The organism is Pseudideonella sakaiensis (assembly GCF_048320135.1).
Classification (GTDB): Bacteria; Pseudomonadota; Gammaproteobacteria; order Burkholderiales; family Burkholderiaceae_C; genus Ideonella_A; species Ideonella_A sakaiensis_A.
This window is the reverse complement of record NZ_CP182947.1, coordinates 464,326-484,642: the sequence shown is the minus strand read 5'-3', so window position 1 is coordinate 484,642 and position 20,317 is coordinate 464,326. Positions and strand designations below refer to the sequence as shown.

The window sequence follows — 20,317 nt, the reverse complement described above, 5'->3', positions numbered from 1 at the left end:
GATCCTCTACACTCGAATCCAACGGTTTTGAAAGGGGATGGCGTGCACGTTTTGGGTAGGTTCGTATCAATTTGTGCAATCAGCGCCGGGTTGGCGCTGAGCGCGGCCCCCGATGCCTGGGCCGGCGCTGCCGGCAAGAAGGCGGTTGCATCAAAAGCCGCCCGCCAGGCTCACAAGGTCAAGCCCCAATCGGCCAAACGTAATGTGTCTTCGCGGCGAGTGGTCCGCGCAGTTGCCGCGCCAGCCGCGGTGTCGTTCGGCCAGCTGTATGGCCTGCACCAGACCAACGATGCACTCGACCTGAAATCGAGCGTTGCGCTGGTGCTCGACCAGGATACCAACGAGATCCTGTTCAGCAAGAATTCGCAGGCGGTGCTGCCGATCGCATCGATCACCAAGCTGATGACGGCACTGGTCGTGATCGAGGCCGGACTGCCGCACGATGAGATCCTGACGGTCACCGAAGAAGATATCGATACCGAGAAGCACAGCCGCTCCAGGCTGCGTGTGGGCACCCAACTGACCCGCGGCGAGATGCTGCACCTCGCATTGATGTCGAGCGAGAACCGCGCCGCAAATGCGCTCGGCCGCCATTATCCGAACGGTCTGCACGCTTTTGTCGCCGCGATGAACCGGAAGGCGCGCGAACTGCGCATGACCGATACCCGGTTCAACGACCCGACCGGGCTGTCGAGCCAGAACCAGTCGAGCGCACGTGACCTCGCCACCCTCGTCAAGACCGCCTACAGCCATCCGTTGATCCGCGAGCTGTCGACCTCGCCGGAACATGCGGTCCATGTCGGCGACCGTCAATTGCAGTATCGGACGACAAACAGCCTGGTGCTGAATCCGAAATGGGAAATCGGCTTGCAGAAGACCGGCTATATCTCCGAGGCCGGGCGCTGCATGGTGATGCAGGCCAGGCTCGCCGGTCGCAAGCTGATCATGGTTTTCCTCGACTCCGCCGGCAAATATTCGCGGGTGGGTGATGCGGAACGGATCCGCAAGTGGTTGACCGATTCATTGCCGGCGATGTCGATGGCGCCGGTGCCGGGCCATCCGAAACTGACGTCCTGATCCGTACCGACGCGCTGGCAGGCGCGCTCGCCGCGAGCCCAGGTCGGGCGCTGTCCGCTGCCCCCGCTGCCGACTAGACTGAAGTCGACGCGCGGTATCCGAGCGCTTCGGATATCTGCGCCGCGGTGGCTTTCAACCTGACCAGCCATTCTTCCTGCAGCCGATCGGCGGGTGCCGAAATCGACAATCCTGCGACCAGTCTGCCCTGGTCGTCGAGGATGCCGGCGGCCATGCAGCGCACGCCGAGTTCGAGCTCTTCGTCGTCGCGCGCCGTCCCCTGGCTCGCAACCTTCTGCAATTCGCGCTCGAGCACCGGCAACTCGGTGATGCTGTTGCGGGTATGGCCGGCCAGTCCGGTGCGGGTCGCATACGCGCGCACGCGCTGCGGATCGTCATGGGCGAGGAACAGCTTGCCGACCGAGGTCAGGTGCAGCGGCGCCCGGCCGCCGATCGCACGCACCACCTGCATGCCCGAGCGTTCGCTGTAGGTGCGCTCGATATAGACGATTTCGTCACCCTGGCGCATCGACAGGTTGACTGGCTGGTTGGTCAACTTGTGCAGGTCGCGCATCGGCCCGAGCGCCGCATCGCGGACGTCGAGCCGAGCCTTCACCAGGTTGCCGAGTTCGAGCAGACGCATGCCCAGCCGGTAGCTGCCGGGTTGCGGACGGTCGACAAATCGACCCAGCGTCAGGTCGTTCAGAATCCGGTGTGTGGTCGACGGGTGCAAGCCGGTCTGCTCGCTGATGACCTTCAGCGACACCGGGTCCGGGTAGGATGCGAGCACGTCGAGCAGGGCGAAGCTGCGTTCCAGGACCTGGATCGACGGCGCCTTGATATCGTGATTCTTCATTGCGTGGATTGTCGCGTAATTCGGCAGGATTTTGTATCGCGAGATGGACAACCGCTTCGTGATCGGCATCGGCGGCATGGCATGCCATGCAGGCAATGTGCCCGGTGGCAGGCCGGGCGGGGACCCGAGGGGAAATCAATGGATGTTTCGTCGACGTTGCGCATCTTGAGCTGGCCACCGCTGCCGGCTGCCGTGCGTGATGCACTCGACGCCGGACCGGCTGCGCCATTCGAACATGTCGAAGCCAGTGCGGCCGAACTCGAGGAGCAGTTGAACTGGACCGATATCGATCTGCTGCTGCTCGACACCGATCAACTGCCCGATACGGTCTCGCTGCCCGCGTTGGCGCTGCGCCGGCCGGTCGTGTTGCAGCTCGAAGACGGCGCTGCACGCGGCGAGGGCCAGGCGGCCGAACGTGGTTATGTGACGCGCTGGATCGCCGCGGTCGAGGCCGGCGTGCAGGATGTGGTCTCGCTCGAGGAACTGCAGTCGGCCAGCGCCGGCCTGCGTCTGCGTGCGGCGGTCGTCCGGCACCAGATCTGCGAGCAATCGCAACACGCCCACTCGACCGACCTGGCGACAGGGCTGCCGCACCAGCAGCAGTTTCTCGAGCACATGCACCACCTGCTCGCGCTGCGCGAGCGCGAGCCGGCGCCGATGGCGCTGCTGGTGCTGGCGGTCGACGGGCTGGCGACGACGCTGGAGCGCCTCGGTGCGGATGGCGGGGCGGTGTTGCGGCGCAAGCTTGCGGTCAGGCTGCGCTCCGGGCTGCGCGCCAGCGATGTGGTTGCTGCGCTCGGTGACGACAATTTCGCGGTGCTGCTGTCCTGGATCGATTCGGCATCCGATGTCGACGGTGTTGTTGTGAAGCTCATGGCATCGGCACGGCGGCCGTTCCTGATATCCGGGCAGCCGGTCAGCCTGGCGGTCAGGGTCGGCGTCGCCCGCTATCCGGAGGATGGCGAACTCGCCGATGTGCTGTTGTCGAAGGCAATGCGCTCCGCGGCGCGTCAGGTCGAGCAAGGCGACTTGTTTGCGCGCCATGCCCAGGCCGGCGTCGCCGCCAACGACGACGACATCTGAACGGGCGGCGCTGAACGCGCCGTCCGGGCTGCAAAGGGCTTTGTCGGCGGCCCCGCGGCCACCGGGTGCGGCCGGTAAAATCGCCGCTGTTCGCGACCCGCCTGGTCGCCTTTTCGATCCCCGAAAGTTCCGGCATGAAAGCCTCCGAGATCCGCAGCGAGTTCCTGAGATTTTTTGAATCGAAGGGCCACACCGTCGTCGCCAGCAGTCCGGTCATTCCCGGTGACGATCCGACGCTGCTGTTCACCAATGCCGGGATGAACCAGTTCAAGGACGTCTTCCTCGGCTTCGACAAGCGGCCATACAGCCGGGCCACGACCAGCCAGAAGTGCATCCGCGCCGGCGGCAAGCACAACGACCTCGAAAACGTCGGCTACACGGCCCGTCACCACACGTTTTTCGAGATGCTGGGCAATTTCAGCTTCGGCGACTATTTCAAGCGCGATGCAATCGTTTATGCCTGGGAACTGCTGACCGAGGTCTTCAAGCTGCCGGCCGACAAGCTGTGGGTCACGGTCTATGCCGAGGACGACGAGGCCTACGAGATCTGGAACCGCACGATCGGCGTGCCGGTCGAGCGCATCGTGCGCATCGGCGACAACAAGGGCGCTCGTTACGCATCCGACAATTTCTGGATGATGGGCGACACCGGACCGTGTGGTCCGTGCACCGAGATCTTCTACGACCACGGTCCCGAAATTGCAGGAGGCCCTCCCGGCTCGCCCGACGAGGACGGCGACCGCTATATCGAGATCTGGAACAACGTCTTCATGCAGTTCAACCGCGATGAAGCCGGGGTGATGCACAAGCTGCCGAAGCCCAGTGTCGATACCGGCATGGGCCTCGAGCGGCTGGCCGCGGTGCTGCAGCATGTGCACAGCAACTACGAGATCGACACCTTCGTCAATCTGCTTGGCGCGGCCTGGGAGGTCGTCGGCAAGGCTTGCGTCGATGCCGCCGGCAAGGAAACGCTGAACGCCGCTGGCCGCGACAGCCCGTCGCTGAAGGTGATCGCCGACCACATCCGCGCCTGTGCCTTTATCGTTGCCGATGGCGTGATTCCGGGCAACGAGGGCCGTGGTTATGTGCTGCGGCGGATCACCCGCCGTGCGATCCGCCACGGCTACAAGCTCGGCGCGCGGCGGCCGTTTTTTCATCTGCTGGTGGCCGCGCTGGTCGGCGAGATGGGGGAGGCCTATCCGGAGCTGCGCCAGCAGCAGCAACGCGTCACCGATGTGCTGCGCCAGGAGGAGGAGCGCTTCTTCCAGACGATCGCCAACGGCATGGAGATCCTCGAAGCGGCGCTGGCGGCCGATGGTCAGCGCCTCGGCGGCGATGTCGCGTTCAAGCTGCACGATACCTACGGCTTTCCGCTCGACCTGACCGCCGATGTCTGCCGCGAGCGCGGCGTCAGTGTCGATACCGCGGCATTCGACGCCGCGATGGCGAAGCAGCGCGAACAGGCACGCGCGGCCGGCAAGTTCAAGATGGCGGCCGGCCTCGACTACAGCGGCGACGCGACCCGCTTCTTCGGCTATGACTCGCTGGTCGAGGAGACGGCGACCGCCGTTGCGCTGTATGTCGACGGCACGCCGGTCGAGCAGGCGGTGGCCGGCTCCGACGTCGTCATCGTCCTCGACCGCACGCCGTTCTACGCCGAGAGTGGCGGCCAGGTCGGCGATACCGGCGAGCTGCGCAATCCCGGCACGCGGGTCGTAGTCGAGGACACGATCAAGGTCCAGGCCGCGGTATTTGGTCACCAGGGCCGGGTCACCGAAGGCGTGGTCAGGGTCGGTGACAAGTTTGTTGCCCGCGTCGATGCCGACAAGCGCGCGCGCACGATGCGCAACCACAGCGTGACCCATCTGATGCACAAGGCGCTGCGCGAGGTGCTTGGCAGCCACGTGCAGCAGAAGGGCTCGCTGGTTAATGCCGACCGCACGCGCTTCGACTTCGCGCACAACGCACCGATGACGCCGGAGCAGATTCGCGAGGTCGAGGCCAAGGTCAATGCCGAGATCCTCGCCAACTCCGAAGCGACGGCGCGGGTGGTTCCGATCGAAGAGGCGCAGAAGCTCGGCGCGGTGATGTTGTTCGGCGAAAAATACGGCGACGAAGTGCGCGTGCTCGATATCGGCAGCAGCCGCGAACTGTGCGGCGGCACCCACGTGCGGCGCACCGGTGACATCGGCTTGTTCAAGGTGGTTGCCGAAACCGGCATTGCCGCCGGCGTGCGCCGGATCGAGGCAATCACCGGTGACAACGCATTGGCCTATCTGCAGCAACTCGAGTCGACGGTCGGCCAGATTGCTGGCAGCCTGAAAAGCGCGCCGTCCGACGTGCCGGCCCGCCTCGGCCAGTTGCAGGAGCAACTGCGGGCGGCCGAGAAAGAGCTGACGGCGTTGAAGGGTCGGCTCGCGTCGTCGAAGGGTGATGAGCTGGTCGCGTCAGCGGTCAACGTCGGCGACATCCGTGTGCTGGCGGCGCGCCTCGACGGCGCCGATGCGAAGTCGCTGCGCGATACCCTCGACAAGCTGAAGGACAAGCTGAAAAGCGCTGCCGTCGTGCTGGCCGTGGTCGACGGCGGCAGGGTCCAGCTCGCCGCCGGCGTCACCGCCGACAGCGTCGATCGGGTCAAGGCCGGTGAACTGGTCAATTTCGTTGCCCAGCAGGTCGGCGGCAAGGGGGGCGGCAAGGCCGACATGGCAATGGCCGGTGGCACCGATCCGTCCCGGCTCGACGAGGCCTTGGCCTCGGTGTCGGGCTGGGTTGCTGCGCGGCTCTGAAAAGCAACCCCCAATACAAAGTAGGGGGCAGGTCCTGCCACGGCTTGCAATGCGGCGGCGAGGCGTCCAAGATGGTTCGCCGCTGCCGTTGCTCCGTGCCTTCCCGCCAGAACGCCGGCTCGCGACGCCGTGCCCCACCGAGCCCAGGCACTGATGGACCATCCTCAGAGTGACAGCGCCGTCGACATCGAACGGCGGTTTGATCTTCAACCCGGCACGCTGGGAACTGCCCTGGCCTGTCTGGTCGCCGGGTGGCCGGCCGGGTTGTGCCTGCAGGATGCGAGCGGCCGCCTGCTGTTCGTCAATCAGGTGATGGCCGACCTGTTCGAACGGCCGCGCGCCGAGATGCTCGGCGGGCGGGTCGACGATTGGCTCGATCAGACCGACAGCGATGCCTTGCGCGAAGCCGAAAGCGCCGCTGCCGGCCAGACCGACGCGCAGACCCGTTTCCATTCGCTGCACATCGCCGGCCGGCCACGCGGGTTTTTCGTCAGCAGGCTGGCACTGCCGCAAAGCAACGCCACGGTGCGTGGAATCATGTGCAGCATCTGGCGGGAACACCACACTGCGTTGCCCGATACCCAGCCCGGCGCGCTGTTGATCGGGGCCGCGTCGGCCAATGCCGCGGCGGTCGATCCGTCGGCGCCGATCGGCCGCACGCTGTTCGACGACCAGCTGCGCCGCGAGCTCGATCTGTCGAACCGCGAGCAGCGCGAATTTGCGTTGGTCGCGATCGCCATCGACCGGCCGGACCAGCCGGCTGCCGGGCCCGACGACGAGGCGGCCCGCCAGCGCGTCGAGCAGGATGTCGATCGCCTGCTGCGCGGCAATATCCGCGCGATGGACAGTTCGTTCCGCGTCGCGGCGAACCTGTTTTTCATGATCCTGTCCGGTGTCGGTCTGGCGACCGCGCATTCACGCGTCGAGGCGCTGCGCCGGCAATATGCAAACGAAGCTGCTGCGAGCGCCGGCAATCAGCGGCGATCGAGCATCTCGATCGGCGTCGCCAGTTATCCGCACACGACCCGCGAGCGCGAACAGATCGTTCGCGCAGCCGAAGCGGCGCTGGCCAATGCAAGGCGGCGCGGCGGCAACCAGGTGGCGCTGGCACGCATCCCGTTCAACGAGGCCTGACCGGCGCAGTTCAGCCCAGGCCCTTCATCAGCATGTAGCCGGCCAGGCCGTACAGCAGCAGCGCGAACATCCGCCGCAGGTGCCTGACGTTCAGGCGGTGCGCGGTGCGCACACCGACCGGCGCCATCGCGACGCTGGCCAGCGAGACGACGAGCAGCGCCGGCAGGTAGAGAAAACCGAGCGTGCCGGCCGGCATCCCTGTCAATGACCAGCCGGCGATGACATAACCGATCGTGCCGGCCAGCGCAATCGGGAAACCGAGCGCCGCCGAGGTGCCGACCGCGGTGTGGATCGCGACGTTGCTGGCAACCATGAATGGCACCGAAACGAAGGCGCCGCCGGCGCCGACCAGTGCCGCAAGCAGGCCGATCACCGCGCCGGCGGCCAGCATGCCGGGTGTGCCCGGCAGTTGCCGGGTCGGTTTCGGCTTGATGTCGCGCAGCATCTGCGTTGCCGAAAAACCGACGAAGGCGGCGAACAGCAAGGCCAGCGTCGCCGCCGGCAGCCACTTGGCAAGCTGCGCGCCGAGCATCGAGCCGACGACGATGCCGGGTGTCAGCAGCCGGAAGATGTCCCAGCGCACCGCGCCGCGGGCATGCTGCGCGCGCACCGACGCGATCGACGTGAAGCAGATCGTCGCCAGCGACGTGGCGACCGCCATCTTGATCACGTGCTCGGGCGGGAAGTCCTTCGCCGTCAACAGCAGCGTGATGAACGGCACCATCATCATGCCGCCGCCAACGCCGAGCAGACCGGCCAGAAAACCGGTCACGCAGCCGAGCAGCAGCAGCTCGAGAATCAGTTGCCACTCGAGGCCGAGGGCCATCGCGTCTCCAGCAGGCGCAACACGGCGTCCCATTCGTCGGCCTGCACCGGTGTGATCGACAGCCGGTTGCCACGGCGCAGCACCAGCATCTGCTGCAATTCGGGCCGGGTCCGCATTTCGGCGAGCGACAGCAGCCGCGTCTTCGCGACCAGCATCACGTCAACATGCCACCAGCGCGGCTGATCCGGCTTCGACTTCGGATCGAACCAGTGGCTGGCTGGATCGAACTGGCTCGCATCCGGGTAGGCGGCGCTGCTGACCCGGGCGAGGCCGGCGATGCCCGGCTGTGGACACGACGAGTGGTAGAACAACACGCCGTCGCCGACCGCCATCTGGTCGCGCATGAAATTGCGCGACTGGTAGTTGCGCACGCCGATCCACGGCACGGTCTGGCCGGGAGCGAGCAGCAGGTCGTCGATCGAGCAGTCGGACGGCTCGCTTTTCATCAGCCAATGGCGCATCGGGGCAGGGCAGCAGCGGCAATCCAGGTCTGAGGCCGTTGCAATTGGCCGTGAGGGTGTCCGCCGCAAACTGTGGGCCGCATTCCTGAACCCAGGGTTCAGGTGGGCGAGGTCAGCTTGGCTTCGGGTTCATCTGACGCGAGACGATCACGCCCACCAAGCGATGTTCCAAGCCCTTGCTCGCGAGAGCATCGGTTCAAGGAAATATAAAACCCACACGAATGCGACGAACCTGATCATTCTACGGTGCCGGCGCATTGCCGGCAGGCAATCACAACAATCTGCCGTCGTCGCCAAGGACCTTGTCGAGACGCTGCACGAGGTTGTCGATATCGACCGCAGATTCGCCGGCTTCGGCGCGGGGAGCCGGCTCGCTGCGCGGTGCCTGGCGGGTGGCCAACTGGTAGCCGAGGTTCAGTGCGGCGAGCACGGCGATCCGCTCGCGCGCCTTCACCTTGCCGGCATCGCGGATCGCGCTCATTTCACGGTCGACCTGGTCGACTGCGTCGAGCAAGGCTGCTTCCCCACCATCCGGACATCCGAGCACATAGCTCTGTCCCATGATGGTCACTTCCATCTGCTTCATCGTTTCTCTTCGTTGTTGCTGTCGGCCTGCCGGTTTTCCGTTTGGCCTTGATCGGCCGGCGGCAGCTCCTGCGGCAGGCGGTCGAGCAGTGCATCGATTCGGCTGCGCGCGGCATTCAGCCGCGAGCGCAGGCTGTCGCGCTCATGACCGAGCGCCGTCAACTGCTGCTCGAGCAGGCTGTGCGTGCGCTGCAACTCGCTGTGGCGAAGCAGCAGCCGTTCAACCCGCTCGGCGAGATCTTCCAGTGTGGGCATGCGGTATTTTTCTGCTCTGCCCCGATGCCGAGGCCGCGTCACCGATTGTAGGCGCCGGATCCACGCCCCGGCAGCAGCGCATGATCCGCCGCCGACCGGCGGGCTGCTAACATTCCGGCGTTTGGTGCTCGCGCCGGCTTTCCTGCCGGCGCAGTTAAACGGGAAGCAGGAGGTGTCGCTCGTCACGGGCGTCGTCCAGCCTGCGCTGCCCCCGCAACGGTCAGCGGACGGAGCAAGGCCATGCCTGCTCCCGCTCATGTACCTCGACCACTGAGGCTCCGCCTTGGGAAGGTCGCATGGGTCGATTTTCGCCAGCCCGGATACCGGCCAACAAGTGACGGTCCGTTGTCGGACCGTTTGTCGCCGGCGACTGCGGGGAAGCGGTCGCGGGCACCTTGATCCTGTTTCCGATGACCCCTCTCTCTCCGAATCCGCCTCGCGCCCGGCAGGCCGCGGGCCGGCTGTGTGTGATCGCCTCGATCGCCGCAGCGCCCGCTTGGCTGCACGCGCAGACCCGCCTCGAACCGATTGTCGTCACCGCAACGCGCGAGGCCCAGGCAATCGACCATGTCAGCGCCGATGTCGTGCTGATCGGTAGTGCCCAGATCGCCGCCAGCACCGCGACCACGCTCGAAGAACTGCTGCGCCAGCATGCCGGCGTGCAGCTGTCGCGCAATGGCGGGCCCGGCCAGAGCGCCAGCGTGTTGATCAGGGGCGCCGGCGCCAGCAGCACCGTCGTGCTGGTCGACGGCGTGCGCGTCGGCTCGGCCACGCTCGGCCAGACCGCGCTCGAATCGATCGCGCTGTCGCAGGTCGAACGGATCGAGGTGATGCGCGGGCCCGGATCCAGCCTGTATGGTGCCGATGCGGTCGGTGGCGTCGTGCAGATCTTCACCCGCCGTGGCGGGCCGGCCAGCGCGGTGTCGGCCCACCTCGCCGCCGGCAGCCACGGTTCGGCGCTGGCCGAGGCCGATGCCAGCGGCCGCAGTGGCGCTTTCGACTATGCGGTCGGTGCCTCCCACGAGCGCAGCGACGGCGTCTCGACGCTGCGGCCGGGCGACCAGTTCGGCAACCACAATCCCGACCGCGACGGCTTTCGCCGCGGTGCCGGCCACGCCGCGCTCGGCTGGACGCCGGCGACCGGCCATCGGCTCGGCCTGCTGGTGACCGAAAGTCACAACGACGCGCAATACGACGCCAGCGAATTCAATCCGCCGACTTTTGCGCAGGACAACCGCCCCGATTTCCGCAGTCGCCTGCGTGCGCGCGTGGTCGCGCTCGACTACCGCGGCCGCATCGAGCCGCGCTGGACGAGCAGCGTGAAGCTGGCCCGGCACGACGATGATTCCGACGCCGGCGGCACGGTGATCAACCGCTTTCTCACGCGGCGCGACCAGCTCGGCTGGCAGAATGCATTCGACATCGCCGCCGGCCAGCAGCTGGTGGTCGCGCTCGAGCGGCAGCTCGAAAAAGTCGACGGCACGCCATTCGCGACGCGGCTGACGCGTGACAACGATGCCGTCGTGCTTGGCTACAGCGGCCGTTTCGGACCGCACGTCGTGCAGGCCGACTGGCGGCGCGATGTCAATTCGGCCTACGGCGGCGTCGGCACCGGCCGACTCGGTTACAGCGTCGAACTGTTGGCCGGTTTCAGAGTTCGCGCGCTGGCCGGAACCAGTTTCCGCGCGCCGACCTTCAACGACCTGTTTTATCCCGGTTTCGGTGTCGCCACGGTGGAGCCGGAACGCGGCCGCAGCATCGAGTTCGGCATCAGCTGGAGCGGGCGCGACGCCGATGTGGCATTGACCGTCTACCGCAACCGGGTCGACAAGCTGATCGCCTATGAGCCCGATCGCCGGCTTTGCCCGCCGGCAGCGGCCTACAACTTCGGCTGTGCGCGCAATATCAACGAGGCGCAGCTGCAGGGTGCACATCTTTCGGCTGGCAAAAGCTGGGGCGGTCTGAGCCTGCGCGCCGCGCTCGATTTTCTCGATGCCGTCGACGCGCGGACCGGCACGCGGCTGAACCGCCGCGCCGCCTTTCAGCATGTCATCGATGCCGGCTGGCGGCCCGACGCGCGCTGGACGCTCGGCGCGACGGTGGTCGGCATCGGCGCCCGTCCGGATGGCGGTGTGACGCTGGCCGCCGAAACCACCCTCGACCTGCGCGCCAACTGGCGAGTCGACAGGCATTGGCAGCTCGAAGCAAAGCTGCTGAATGCCACCGACCGTGACCAGCAGCCGGTCCGTGATTACCAGGGTCTCGGCCGGCAGGCCTGGCTGGGCCTGCGTTACGAGGGCCGCGGGCTTTGACGATGGCCGCCGCGCGTCGCCTTGTCGTCGCCTGGGTGATCGCGCTGCTGCCCGCGTGGGCGGCGGCGCAGCCAGCTGCTGCGGCGGTCAGCGTGCGCGACGACCGCGGCGTGCTGGTCCAGTTGCCGGCGCCGCCGCGGCGCATCGTCTCACTGCTGCCGTCGCTGACCGAAACGGTCTGCGCGGTCGGCGCCTGCGCGCGGCTGGTCGGCACCGACCGCCATTCGAACCATCCGCAGCAGGTGCGCACGTTGCCGAAACTCGGCGGGCTCGACGATGCCCATGTCGAGCAGATCGTCGCGCTGAAACCGGACCTGGTGCTGCTCGCGATGTCGTCGCGCATCGTCGAGCGGCTCGAGTCGCTCGGCATCACGGTGGTTGCGCTGGAGCCGCGCAGCCAGGCCGACTTCCACCGCGTTCTCCAGCAGGTCGCCCGACTGACCGGATCGGCCACCGCCGAAGCGGTGCAGCGCGACATCGACCAGAAGATCGAACAGGCGATGCGGCAGATCGATCCGGCGGCACGCGGCCTCGACGTCTATTACGAGGTTGGCAGCGGCCCGTTTGCCGCCAGCGAGTCGTCGTTTGTCGGCGAACTGATGGCGCGGCTGGGGCTGCGCAACATCGTGCCGGGCCGGCTCGGCCCGTATCCGCAACTCAATCCGGAATTTGTCGTCGCCGCCGATCCGGCGCTGATCATGATCGCCGCCCATGAGGCCGGTTCGCTGGCGACACGGCCCGGCTGGGCGCGCATCCGCGCATTGCGCGAGGGCAGGGTGTGCCGCTTCGACGCCGCCGATGGCGATGTGCTGGCGAGGCCCGGGCCACGCATCGGGGACGCGGCCTTGCTGATCGCGCGTTGTGTCAACCGCGCGCTGGCTGCCTCGCCGCTGCCGGTGGCCGCATTGCCGGCGCCGCGCCCATGATGTCGCGCGGCGGCGGGGGTGTCGGCGGGTGAGCGCCGCTCGCGCACTTCTGTGGCTGCTGGCGGCCGCCGCCGTGCTGATCGGCCTCGGCATCGCCATCGGCAGCAGCGGCTGGTCGCCACCGTGGGCTGGCGGTGACGGCGGCGGCAACGCGCTGATCCTGTGGGAGATCCGGCTGCCGCGCTCTCTCGGTGCCTGGGCTGCCGGCGCTTTGCTCGGGCTCGGCGGCGCGATTGCGCAGGGGCTGTTCCGCAATCCGCTCGCCGATCCCTATCTGCTCGGCAGTGCTTCCGGAGCGTCGCTCGCAGTTGCTGTGGCACTGGCCGTGTTCGGAGTCGGTGCGGCTCCGGCCCACTGGCTGGCCCAGTTTGGCTTGACCGGCGCTGCCTTCATCGGCTCGCTCGCTGCGGTGCTGCTGACGCTGGCGATGGCGAAAGGCATGCAGCAGGGGCTGCGGTTGCTGCTCGCCGGCGTCGTCGTCGGCGTCGTGCTCGGCGCGGTGAAGGAGCTGATCCTGCTCGCGACGCCGCAGATCATGCGCTCGATGCAGTCCTTCATGCTGGGCACGACCGGTTTTATCGGCTGGAGCGGTGTTGGAACGATGCTCGCTGTGCTGGCCGTCTGCCTGTTCGGTTCGCTGGCCGGGCGGCGCGCGCTCGATGCGCTGGCGCTGGGCGAGTCGACCGCGCGCAGCCTCGGTGTGCAGCTCGGGCTCGCACGATCGCTGCTGGTTGCAACGATGGCGCTGGCGACCGCAGCGGCGGTTGCACAGGCCGGCCTGATCGCCTTCGTCGGGCTGGTGGCGCCACATCTGGTGCGCAGCCTCGGCTTCGGCTCGCATGGCGGGCTGCTGCTGCTGTCGGCCGCCGGCGGTGGCGTGCTGCTGCTGGCCGCCGATGTCGCGGCACGCTGGGTCGTCGCACCGCAGGAACTGCCGGTCGGCCTGATCACCGCGGTGCTCGGTGGCGGTTACCTGCTGTGGCTGATGCACACCCGGCCGATCGGGATCACGCGGTGACGGCGGCTGCGGTATCCGCGCTCGAAGCCGACTGGCCGGCGGTGCGGATCGGCTCGGCTCGCGTGCTCGGCCCGATCCGGCTGGCCATCGAAGCCGGCTGCTGGACCGCGGTGGTCGGGCCGAACGGCGCCGGCAAATCGACGCTGCTGCGGACGCTGGCCGGCCTGCAGGCCACCGACGGCAGCGTGCGCCTGCACCGGCGTACATTGGCCGAGCTGCCCGCCCGCGAACGCGCGCGCCAGCTGGCGTGGATGGGGCAGAACGAAGGTACGGCGGACGGCTTGAGCGCCCACGAGGTCGTGATGCTCGGCCGGCTGCCGCACCGCGGCTGGCTGGCGCCGCCGTCGCCGGCAGATCTCGCCGCGGTCGAATCGGCGATGCGGCGCACGCAATGCCTGCAATGGCGCGAGCGGCTGCTGTCGACGCTTTCCGGCGGCGAACGGCAGCGGGTGCTGCTGGCGCGCGCACTGGCGGTCGGCGCCGGCGTGCTACTGCTCGACGAGCCGCTCAGCCACCTCGATCCACCACACCAGGCCGACTGGATCGATCTGGTGCGGGACGAAGTCGCGGCCGGCGCCACCGTCGTCAGCGTGCTGCACGAACTGCAGATCGCGCTGCAGGCCGACCGGCTGGTCGTGATGGCCGGCGGCGCGGTGGTCCATCAAGGGCCGGCCGGCGATCCGGCGACCCACGATGCGCTGCGCGCGGTTTTCGACAACCGGCTGCAGCTGGTGCAGGTCGACGGGCAGTGGCTGGCGTTGCCGCGTGCGGCGCGCTGAATCGCTCAGCCTGCCAGCTGCAACGCGCGTGCGATGCTGCCGCGCGAGAGGGTCGGACGCGGCACCTTGAACGGAAACCAGCGCCGCACGTCGTCGTCGAGGCCGATGCCGTGCATGTAGTTGTACAGCGCCTTTTTCAGCACCTTGCCGAGCGCATCGTGATCGACGCCGATCGGGTCGATGAAGGCGATATCGTTTTTTGCAAAACTGACCGGTGGCAACGGTTGCAGCTGCACCCCGTAATCAGCGGGGTGCAACCCGACCGGTGAATGCACGGTGCAGGCAAAACGGTGGAAAAAACCGCTGTGGATGCAGCCGTTGGCGAACAGCTGGCGCACATATTCGAGCGCGTCGACGGTGTCCTGCACCGTCTGGGTCGGAAAGCCGTACATCAGATAGGCATGGACCAGGATGCCGGCATCGGCAAAGGCTTTTGTCACCCGCGCCACCTGCTCGACCGAGACGCCTTTTTTCATCAGCTTCAGCAGCCGGTCCGATGCGACTTCGAGACCGCCGGAAATCGCGATGCAGCCGCTGTCGGCCAACTGCTGACACAGCTCCGGCGTGAACGATTTCTCGAAGCGGATATTGCCCCACCATGACACCGGCATCTGCCGCCGCTGCAGTTCGGCGGCGAGCGCCTTCAGCGATTTCGGTGGCGCGGCCTCATCGACAAAGTGGAAGCCGGTCTGGCCGGTCTCGTCGATGATCGCCTGCATGCGGTCGGCCAGCACCTCGGCCGAAGCGGCGTCGTAACGCGAGATGTAGTCGAGGCTGACGTCGCAGAAGCTGCACTTCTTCCAGTAGCAACCGTGTGCGACGGTCAGCTTGTTCCAGCGCCCGTCGCTCCACAGCCGGTTCATCGGATTCAGCATGTCGAGCAGCGACAGATAGCGCTCCAGCGGCAGGCCATCCCAGGTCGGCGTGCCGACCTCGGCGAATGCGATGTCCGGCTCGACCATGTTGATGTAGCGGACGGTCCGCGTGTCGGCGTCGCGTGCGAAGCTGCGGACCAGCCGCTGCCGCGAGCGCCCACCCCGCAGGTGCTCGAGCAGCGCGAGCAGCGGCCGCTCGCCGGCGTCGAGCGTGACGAAGTCGAAAAAGTCGAAGACCCGCGGCTCATTCAGTTCGCGCAGTTCGGTATTGACGAAGCCGCCGCCAAGCACGGTGACGATGGTCGGATCGGCCGCCTTCACCGACTGCGCGATGCGGAAGGCCGAATAGACCGCGCCTGGAAACGGCACCGATACCAGCACGATGTCCGGCCGGTGCTGCTGCAGTGCCTGCAGCGTCAATCCATGCAGCGTCTGGTCGATCAGATTCGGCGGCGTCGCCAGCGCATCGGCGAGCGGATCGAAGCTGGCCTGGCTCTGCGCCAGCGACTCCGCATACCGGACAAATTCGAAGCGCGGATCGATCGCATCGCGCAACACGTCGGCCAGGTCGTTCAGGTACAGCGTCGCCAGATGGCGTGCCCGGTCCTGCAGACCCAGAGCGCCGAAGGCCCAGGCCAGCGGGTCGCCGCCATCGTCGTCGACATAGACGTCGAGCGATTCGAAGCGCCGGCCCTCGGGCAGGAACTGGCGGGTATTGATGCGGTGCGCGAGCGTCGGATCGCGGCCCTGCAGAAAGGCGATCACCGGCCCGATGCTCGCGCGGTAGGCGTCGAACTGCGTGAGGAAAAAGTCCACCTGCGGCGTCCGCGCAGTGGCGTCGGCGGCCTCGACCGCCGCCTTCACTTCGCTCAAGCCCTGCCGCGACAGCAGCCGCAACACCAGCGCCAGCGCAAGGTCTTCCTGAACCGCCTCGAAGCCGCGCGAGCGCAAAAAGCCGGTCAGGTAGGCGGTCGACGGGTAAGGGGTATTGAGCTGCGTCATCGGCGGAATCACCGACAACACGCGCTGGGCTCGCGGGGTCATGGCAGCGGAAACGGGAATCAACCGCCGATTGTCGGTGAAGCCCCGCGCCGCGCCGCCAGGCGGGACTTGCCGGCGCGTGCTCAGAAGGCGATCAGTTCGGTCTTCAGGCCGCGTTCGGCGAGTGCCTGGCGCAGCGATTCGGCCGCGCCGCGGCTGCCGAACGGCCAGATCACGACCCGCCAACGCGCTCCGACACGCACCAGTTCGGCATGCGGGCGATCGGCAGCCGGCTCGGTCGGCACATTGAGGAATCCGATACGCAACTCGGACGCCAGCCGGCTGCCGGTTGACGCGGTGGCCAGCGCATAGACGCCGCCGTCATCGCTGGCGGCCGGCACAGCAGGTGTGGCGGCCGGCCGTCGGGGCTCTGCCTGCGCGAGCGGCTGCACCGCGATCGAGGTCGTGTCCGGGGCGACTGCGGTGATCGTGGCCGGGGGCGTTGCCGCGGCGTGTTTCGCAGGCGCGTGCTCAGCGGGCTCCTGGCCGGTTTTGCGTCCTTCCGGCTCGTTCGGCTCCGGCTCGGCCGGCGCGTCCTGCGGTTCGGCATCGGCCGATGCCGTTGCCACTGTCGTCGTTGTGTCGTCGACCGGTTCGGCGGGCGCGGCATCGGCGCCTGCAACCGCCTGCTCGGCAGCCGGCAGTGCCGCTGGCGCAGCCAGCACCGCGCCGCCCGGTCCTGCCACGGCGGCCTGTGCCAGCGCGCCGGCCGGCTGCGGCCACCAGCTGACGGTGGCCACGCTGCCGAGGGCCAGCGACGCAGCGATGCTGAAAAGGCCGACGATGCGACGCTCACTCAGCGCCCGGCGGCCGAGAATCTGCGGGCGCGGGCCGACGCCGAGCAGCACCCGAATCCTGCGACTGCCGATCTCGATCGCTGCGGTATTGACAAAACGGGTATCGATGGCGGCAGCGGCCCGGCCGGCGTCGACGGCGACGTCGCGGCGCGGCCAGTCGTCGTGCCCGGATGGCTGCCGGCTGCCGTGGCGCCAGGCCAGCCGGGCGATCGCGGCCGCCTTCAGCGGCGCCAGAAAATCGCCGCTGAACAGCGGCTTCGGCCGCTTGCCGGCGGCCGCTTCGGCAAACGGCAAGGCGACGATGCCGATGCCGTTGACATGCATCGCGTCGATGCGCCGCGCAAGCGGGTGGCGGTTGTGCCAGGCCACGACCTGCGCGATCAGTTCGGCCTTGCGTGGCGGCGAAGCCGCAGTGGTCTCTTTTGCTTTACGCCGGAACATCCAGCGATATCGGCCGGAATCCCGCCGGATGAAGTCCGGCCCGCGCGGGTATCAGTGTGGCCGCGCCAGCCTCATTCGCCGTCGGTGACCGATGTGCGCGGCGCTGCGTCGCGGTCGTGGACGCTGCCGGCAATCCCGGTCGCGCGGAACAGGTCCCGCGAATCGCACCATGTCGCAACCGCGCAGGCGTCGCACAGCGGGCGCCGCGCCTGGCAGACATAGCGGCCGTGCAGGATCACCCAGTGGTGGGCATCGACGAGAAATTCGGCCGGAATCCGGCGCAGCAGGCCCTGTTCGACTTCGAGCGGATTTTTGCCCGGCGCCAGCCCGGTCCGGTTGGCGACGCGGAAGATGTGGGTATCGACGGCCATCGTCGCCTCGCCGAACGCGACATTCAGCACCACATTGGCGGTCTTGCGGCCGACACCGGGCAGTGCCTCGAGCGCGGCCCGGTCGCGCGGCACCTGGCCACCATGGCGCTCGAGCAGCAGCTCGCAGGTCCGATACAGGTTCTTCGCCTTGTTGCGGTACAGGCCGATCGTCCGCAATGCCTCGGTCAATGCGGGCAGGCCGAGGGCGAGCATCTTGCGCGGCGTGTTGGCAATCGGGAACAGGCGCCGGGTCGCCTTGTTGACGCCGACATCGGTCGCCTGCGCCGACAGCAGCACCGCCGCCAGCAGCTCGAACACATTCGTATATTCGAGTTCGGTCGCCGGTTGGGGGTTGGCGGCGTGCAGGGTCGCGAAGAACGGAACGATTGCGCTGGTTTTCATGCGCGCCGATTGTGCCGCCGTCGGTGGCCGCAGCGATGGCGGCTCACGGCCGACGGCGCTCGCGCGCGCGCGCCAGGGCCTGCGCAATCGCCTGCTGGCGCATCGCGTCGGGCGGGCTCGCGGCATCGGTCGGCGCGGCCGGAGCTGCTGCCTTCGCCGCCAGCCGCTGCGATTCCTCGGCGGCCTCGAATTCGATGCGCGCCGTGCGCTGCCGGTACCGCTCGCGTGACTGCTGTGCCTGCTGATCGCTCCAGGCGTCCCAGCCGCTTCGGCCAGGTGTCGCGACATCGAGGTGGATGCAATCGACCGGACAGACCGGCAGGCACAGTTCGCAGCCGGTGCACAGCGATTCGATCACCGTGTGCATGCGTTTGGCTGCGCCGACGATGCAGTCGACCGGGCAGGCCTTGATGCACAACGTGCAGCCGATGCAGGCGGATTCGTCGATCCATGCCAGCGTACGCGGACCTTCGCTGCCGCACTCCGGATCGAGCGAGACGACCGGTCGCCCGGTCAGCGCCGCCAGCCGCGCGATGCCTTGTTCGCCACCCGGCGGGCAGCGGTTGATCGGCGCACCGTCGACGATTGCCTTGGCATAGGCAAGGCAATCCGGTTCACCGCAGCGCGTGCACTGGGTCTGCGGCAGTGCGGCATCGATGCGCCGCACTGCGTCGTCGGTCAGCGCAGGTCGCGCCGCCGTCACGGCACCGCTTTCAGCCGCCGCGACGCGGCTTGCGCGCCGCCCGGGTCCGCGCGACGCTGCTGTCGCGGCGCGCGGCCGCGGCGCGCGGCGCCACCGGCTGGTCGAGTTCAATCGGCTGCGGCTTGTTTTTTGCAGGTGTTGCATCCGACAGCTTCGCGACCGAGCCGGCCTGTGCGGCTTGCTGCCCCGGCTCGTAGCGGGCGATGAATTTCGCGACTTCCGGATAAACCTTTTCGCGCCAGCGGCGGCCTGAGAAGATGCCGTAGTGACCGGCGCCCTCGACGTCGTAGTGGAACTGGCGTTCCTTCGGAATGCCGGTGCACAGGCCGTGTGCTGCGCGGGTCTGTCCTGCGCCCGAGATGTCGTCGAGTTCGCCTTCGATCGTCAGCAGCGCGCTGTCCTTGATGTCCTGCGGACGGACCAGCTGGCCACCGACCTTCCAGGTGCCATTGACCAGCGCAAATTCCTGGAACACCGTCTTGATCGTGTCGAGGTAATACTCGGCCGGCATGTCGAGGACCGCGTTGTATTCGTCGTAGAAGTCGCGGTGGAACTCGACGCTGCTGTCATCGCCGCGCACGAGGTCGAGGAAATAGTCGTAGTGCGATTTCAGGTGCCGGTCCGGGTTCATCGAGATGAAGCCGGTATGTTGCAGAAAGCCCGGGTAGACGCGACGGCCGGCGCCCGGGTAGTTGACCGAGACGCGGTAGATCACGTTGTTCTCGAACCACTCGTGGCTCTTGTTCATCGCCAGGTTGTTGACCGCGGTCGGGCACAGCCGGGCATCGATCGGGCCGCCCATCATCGTCATCGTGCGCGGCGTGCGTTCGCCGGCGCTGGCCATCAGCGAAATCGCTGCCAGCACCGGGACGGTCGGCTGACAGACCGAGATCACGTGGACATCCGGGCCGATGTGGCGGATGAACTCCTGCACATAGTGCACGTAGTCGTCGAGGTGGAACGGGCCGGCGTCGACCGGCACCATCCGGGCGTCGGTCCAGTCGGTGATGAAGACCTTGTGGCCCGACAGCATCGCGCGGACCGTTTCGCGCAGCAGCGTCGAGTGGTGGCCGGACAACGGCGCGACAAGCAGCACGGTCGGCTGCGACTTCATCGTCTCGAGCGCCGTGACGTCATCGGTGAAGCGCTTGAAACGCAGCAGCCGGCAGAACGGCTTCTCGAGTGCGACGCGCTCCTGCACCGCGACATCGGTATCGGCAACACGCACCGAATGGATATTGAATTCAGGCTTCTCGTACTCCTTCGCCAGGCGGTTCAGCAGGTCGAAACCGGCCGAAATGCGCGGCGAACCGGGCAGCGTGGCGAACGGAGACAGCTTGTTGCTGTAGAGCTTTGCCGTTGCGCTGGCAAATTCGGCGAACGGGCTCAACAAAGCGCGCTGGGTCTCGTACCACTGATAAAGCATGAATACTCCTGTTCTTGATCGGGCGGCAGAACCGGCAATCATCAGTCTGCAATTATGCTGCACTGCAGCAAAATTGTCCATCCCGACAGCTGCACATGCGCTGGCCACGCCGATGCTCGCACGATCGACGCGTCGGCGGTGTCACGAAAAGCGCACCTCTTGGTGC

General features: G+C 67.4%; 18 protein-coding genes and 1 riboswitch. Of the genes, 8 read left to right on the top strand and 10 right to left on the bottom strand.

Features of this window, described 5'->3' with window-relative positions; translation table 11 throughout:
* Positions 1 to 42 precede the first annotated feature (42 nt).
* Positions 43 to 1,077: a serine hydrolase gene (locus ACNH6H_RS02150; protein WP_418315230.1), complete on the top strand. Its 1,035-nt coding sequence runs from the start codon at positions 43 to 45 to the stop codon at positions 1,075 to 1,077.
* A 73-nt stretch (positions 1,078 to 1,150) separates the two neighbouring features.
* Here ACNH6H_RS02150 and ACNH6H_RS02145 read toward each other — a convergent pair whose 3' ends face one another.
* Entirely contained in the window at positions 1,151 to 1,930 is a 780-nt protein-coding gene (locus tag ACNH6H_RS02145) for an IclR family transcriptional regulator (protein WP_418315229.1), read from the bottom strand.
* Positions 1,931 to 2,068: 138 nt separating this feature from the next.
* Here ACNH6H_RS02145 and ACNH6H_RS02140 point away from each other — a divergent pair, with 138 nt between their 5' ends.
* From ACNH6H_RS02140 to ACNH6H_RS02130, 3 genes are all read left to right on the top strand, one after another.
* Positions 2,069 to 3,013 (top strand): diguanylate cyclase domain-containing protein, encoded by a 945-nt coding sequence (locus ACNH6H_RS02140; protein ID WP_418315227.1) that lies wholly within the window; start codon positions 2,069 to 2,071, stop codon positions 3,011 to 3,013.
* A 134-nt stretch (positions 3,014 to 3,147) separates the two neighbouring features.
* Positions 3,148 to 5,799, top strand: a complete 2,652-nt coding sequence (gene alaS / locus ACNH6H_RS02135; RefSeq protein ID WP_418315225.1) for an alanine--tRNA ligase — start codon at positions 3,148 to 3,150, stop codon at positions 5,797 to 5,799.
* A gap of 153 nt (positions 5,800 to 5,952) precedes the next feature.
* Complete coding sequence (locus ACNH6H_RS02130) at positions 5,953 to 6,933, top strand: diguanylate cyclase (RefSeq protein WP_418315223.1); 981 nt, start codon at positions 5,953 to 5,955, stop codon at positions 6,931 to 6,933.
* A gap of 10 nt (positions 6,934 to 6,943) precedes the next feature.
* Here ACNH6H_RS02130 and ACNH6H_RS02125 read toward each other — a convergent pair whose 3' ends face one another.
* From ACNH6H_RS02125 to ACNH6H_RS02110, 4 genes are all read right to left on the bottom strand, one after another.
* Complete coding sequence (locus ACNH6H_RS02125; protein WP_418315222.1) at positions 6,944 to 7,759, bottom strand: sulfite exporter TauE/SafE family protein; 816 nt, start codon at positions 7,757 to 7,759, stop codon at positions 6,944 to 6,946.
* Positions 7,732 to 8,220: an EVE domain-containing protein gene (locus tag ACNH6H_RS02120; protein ID WP_418315220.1), complete on the bottom strand. Its 489-nt coding sequence runs from the start codon at positions 8,218 to 8,220 to the stop codon at positions 7,732 to 7,734. Before ACNH6H_RS02120 ends, ACNH6H_RS02125 begins: the two co-directional genes overlap by 28 nt.
* A 271-nt stretch (positions 8,221 to 8,491) precedes the next feature.
* The gene (locus tag ACNH6H_RS02115) at positions 8,492 to 8,806 is read right to left on the bottom strand and encodes a cell division protein ZapA (protein ID WP_418315218.1); all 315 of its coding nucleotides are present in this window, start codon (positions 8,804 to 8,806) and stop codon (positions 8,492 to 8,494) included.
* Entirely contained in the window at positions 8,803 to 9,060 is a 258-nt protein-coding gene (locus ACNH6H_RS02110; RefSeq protein WP_418315216.1) for a DUF904 domain-containing protein, read from the bottom strand. Before ACNH6H_RS02110 ends, ACNH6H_RS02115 begins: the two co-directional genes overlap by 4 nt.
* A gap of 105 nt (positions 9,061 to 9,165) precedes the next feature.
* Positions 9,166 to 9,407, top strand: a riboswitch (cobalamin riboswitch).
* Positions 9,408 to 9,470: 63 nt separating this feature from the next.
* Between ACNH6H_RS02110 and ACNH6H_RS02105 the strand changes: the two genes are divergently transcribed.
* Genes ACNH6H_RS02105 through ACNH6H_RS02090 form a run of 4 tightly spaced genes read left to right on the top strand, consistent with a single transcriptional unit; the run spans position 9,471 to position 14,095 of the window.
* On the top strand, positions 9,471 to 11,372 hold the full coding sequence (locus ACNH6H_RS02105) for a TonB-dependent receptor domain-containing protein (RefSeq protein WP_418315215.1): 1,902 nt from the start codon (positions 9,471 to 9,473) through the stop codon (positions 11,370 to 11,372).
* Between the two features lie 2 nt (positions 11,373 to 11,374).
* Positions 11,375 to 12,298, top strand: a complete 924-nt coding sequence (locus tag ACNH6H_RS02100; protein ID WP_418315213.1) for an ABC transporter substrate-binding protein — start codon at positions 11,375 to 11,377, stop codon at positions 12,296 to 12,298.
* Between the two features lie 28 nt (positions 12,299 to 12,326).
* A complete protein-coding gene (locus ACNH6H_RS02095; protein ID WP_418315211.1) occupies positions 12,327 to 13,316 on the top strand; it encodes a FecCD family ABC transporter permease in 990 nt (329 codons plus the stop codon).
* Entirely contained in the window at positions 13,313 to 14,095 is a 783-nt protein-coding gene (locus ACNH6H_RS02090) for an ABC transporter ATP-binding protein (protein ID WP_418315210.1), read from the top strand. The genes ACNH6H_RS02095 and ACNH6H_RS02090 overlap by 4 nt, the downstream gene beginning before the upstream one ends.
* 5 nt (positions 14,096 to 14,100) lie before the next feature.
* Here the strand turns inward: ACNH6H_RS02090 and ACNH6H_RS02085 are convergent, their stop codons facing one another.
* The 5 genes from ACNH6H_RS02085 to ACNH6H_RS02065 all read right to left on the bottom strand — a co-directional run bounded on the left by ACNH6H_RS02085 (position 14,101) and on the right by ACNH6H_RS02065 (position 20,151).
* Positions 14,101 to 16,014 (bottom strand): B12-binding domain-containing radical SAM protein, encoded by a 1,914-nt coding sequence (locus tag ACNH6H_RS02085; RefSeq protein WP_418315208.1) that lies wholly within the window; start codon positions 16,012 to 16,014, stop codon positions 14,101 to 14,103.
* Between the two features lie 80 nt (positions 16,015 to 16,094).
* On the bottom strand, positions 16,095 to 17,249 hold the full coding sequence (locus ACNH6H_RS02080; protein WP_418315207.1) for a hypothetical protein: 1,155 nt from the start codon (positions 17,247 to 17,249) through the stop codon (positions 16,095 to 16,097).
* 71 nt (positions 17,250 to 17,320) lie between these two features.
* Positions 17,321 to 18,022 carry an endonuclease III gene (nth, locus tag ACNH6H_RS02075; protein ID WP_418315205.1) on the bottom strand — a complete coding sequence of 234 codons (702 nt, stop codon included), beginning with the start codon at positions 18,020 to 18,022 and terminating at the stop codon, positions 17,321 to 17,323.
* A gap of 43 nt (positions 18,023 to 18,065) precedes the next feature.
* On the bottom strand, positions 18,066 to 18,725 hold the full coding sequence (locus ACNH6H_RS02070) for an RnfABCDGE type electron transport complex subunit B (RefSeq protein ID WP_418315204.1): 660 nt from the start codon (positions 18,723 to 18,725) through the stop codon (positions 18,066 to 18,068).
* A 10-nt stretch (positions 18,726 to 18,735) separates the two neighbouring features.
* Positions 18,736 to 20,151, bottom strand: a complete 1,416-nt coding sequence (locus ACNH6H_RS02065) for a polyhydroxyalkanoate depolymerase (RefSeq protein WP_418315202.1) — start codon at positions 20,149 to 20,151, stop codon at positions 18,736 to 18,738.
* Positions 20,152 to 20,317 lie beyond the last annotated feature (166 nt).

What these genes read in the sequence shown, in the direction of transcription:
- ACNH6H_RS02145 (WP_418315229.1), bottom strand. Translation starts at nt 1,930, where the DNA reads ATGAAGAATCACGATATCAAGGCGCCGTCGATCCAGGTCCTGGAACGC.
- ACNH6H_RS02140 (WP_418315227.1), top strand. Translation starts at nt 2,069, where the DNA reads ATGGATGTTTCGTCGACGTTGCGCATCTTGAGCTGGCCACCGCTGCCG.
- alaS (WP_418315225.1), top strand. Translation starts at nt 3,148, where the DNA reads ATGAAAGCCTCCGAGATCCGCAGCGAGTTCCTGAGATTTTTTGAATCG.
- ACNH6H_RS02130 (WP_418315223.1), top strand. Translation starts at nt 5,953, where the DNA reads ATGGACCATCCTCAGAGTGACAGCGCCGTCGACATCGAACGGCGGTTT.
- ACNH6H_RS02125 (WP_418315222.1), bottom strand. Translation starts at nt 7,759, where the DNA reads ATGGCCCTCGGCCTCGAGTGGCAACTGATTCTCGAGCTGCTGCTGCTC.
- ACNH6H_RS02120 (WP_418315220.1), bottom strand. Translation starts at nt 8,220, where the DNA reads ATGCGCCATTGGCTGATGAAAAGCGAGCCGTCCGACTGCTCGATCGAC.
- ACNH6H_RS02115 (WP_418315218.1), bottom strand. Translation starts at nt 8,806, where the DNA reads ATGAAGCAGATGGAAGTGACCATCATGGGACAGAGCTATGTGCTCGGA.
- ACNH6H_RS02110 (WP_418315216.1), bottom strand. Translation starts at nt 9,060, where the DNA reads ATGCCCACACTGGAAGATCTCGCCGAGCGGGTTGAACGGCTGCTGCTT.
- ACNH6H_RS02105 (WP_418315215.1), top strand. Translation starts at nt 9,471, where the DNA reads ATGACCCCTCTCTCTCCGAATCCGCCTCGCGCCCGGCAGGCCGCGGGC.
- ACNH6H_RS02100 (WP_418315213.1), top strand. Translation starts at nt 11,375, where the DNA reads ATGGCCGCCGCGCGTCGCCTTGTCGTCGCCTGGGTGATCGCGCTGCTG.
- ACNH6H_RS02085 (WP_418315208.1), bottom strand. Translation starts at nt 16,014, where the DNA reads ATGACCCCGCGAGCCCAGCGCGTGTTGTCGGTGATTCCGCCGATGACG.
- ACNH6H_RS02080 (WP_418315207.1), bottom strand. Translation starts at nt 17,249, where the DNA reads ATGTTCCGGCGTAAAGCAAAAGAGACCACTGCGGCTTCGCCGCCACGC.
- nth (WP_418315205.1), bottom strand. Translation starts at nt 18,022, where the DNA reads ATGAAAACCAGCGCAATCGTTCCGTTCTTCGCGACCCTGCACGCCGCC.
- ACNH6H_RS02065 (WP_418315202.1), bottom strand. Translation starts at nt 20,151, where the DNA reads ATGCTTTATCAGTGGTACGAGACCCAGCGCGCTTTGTTGAGCCCGTTC.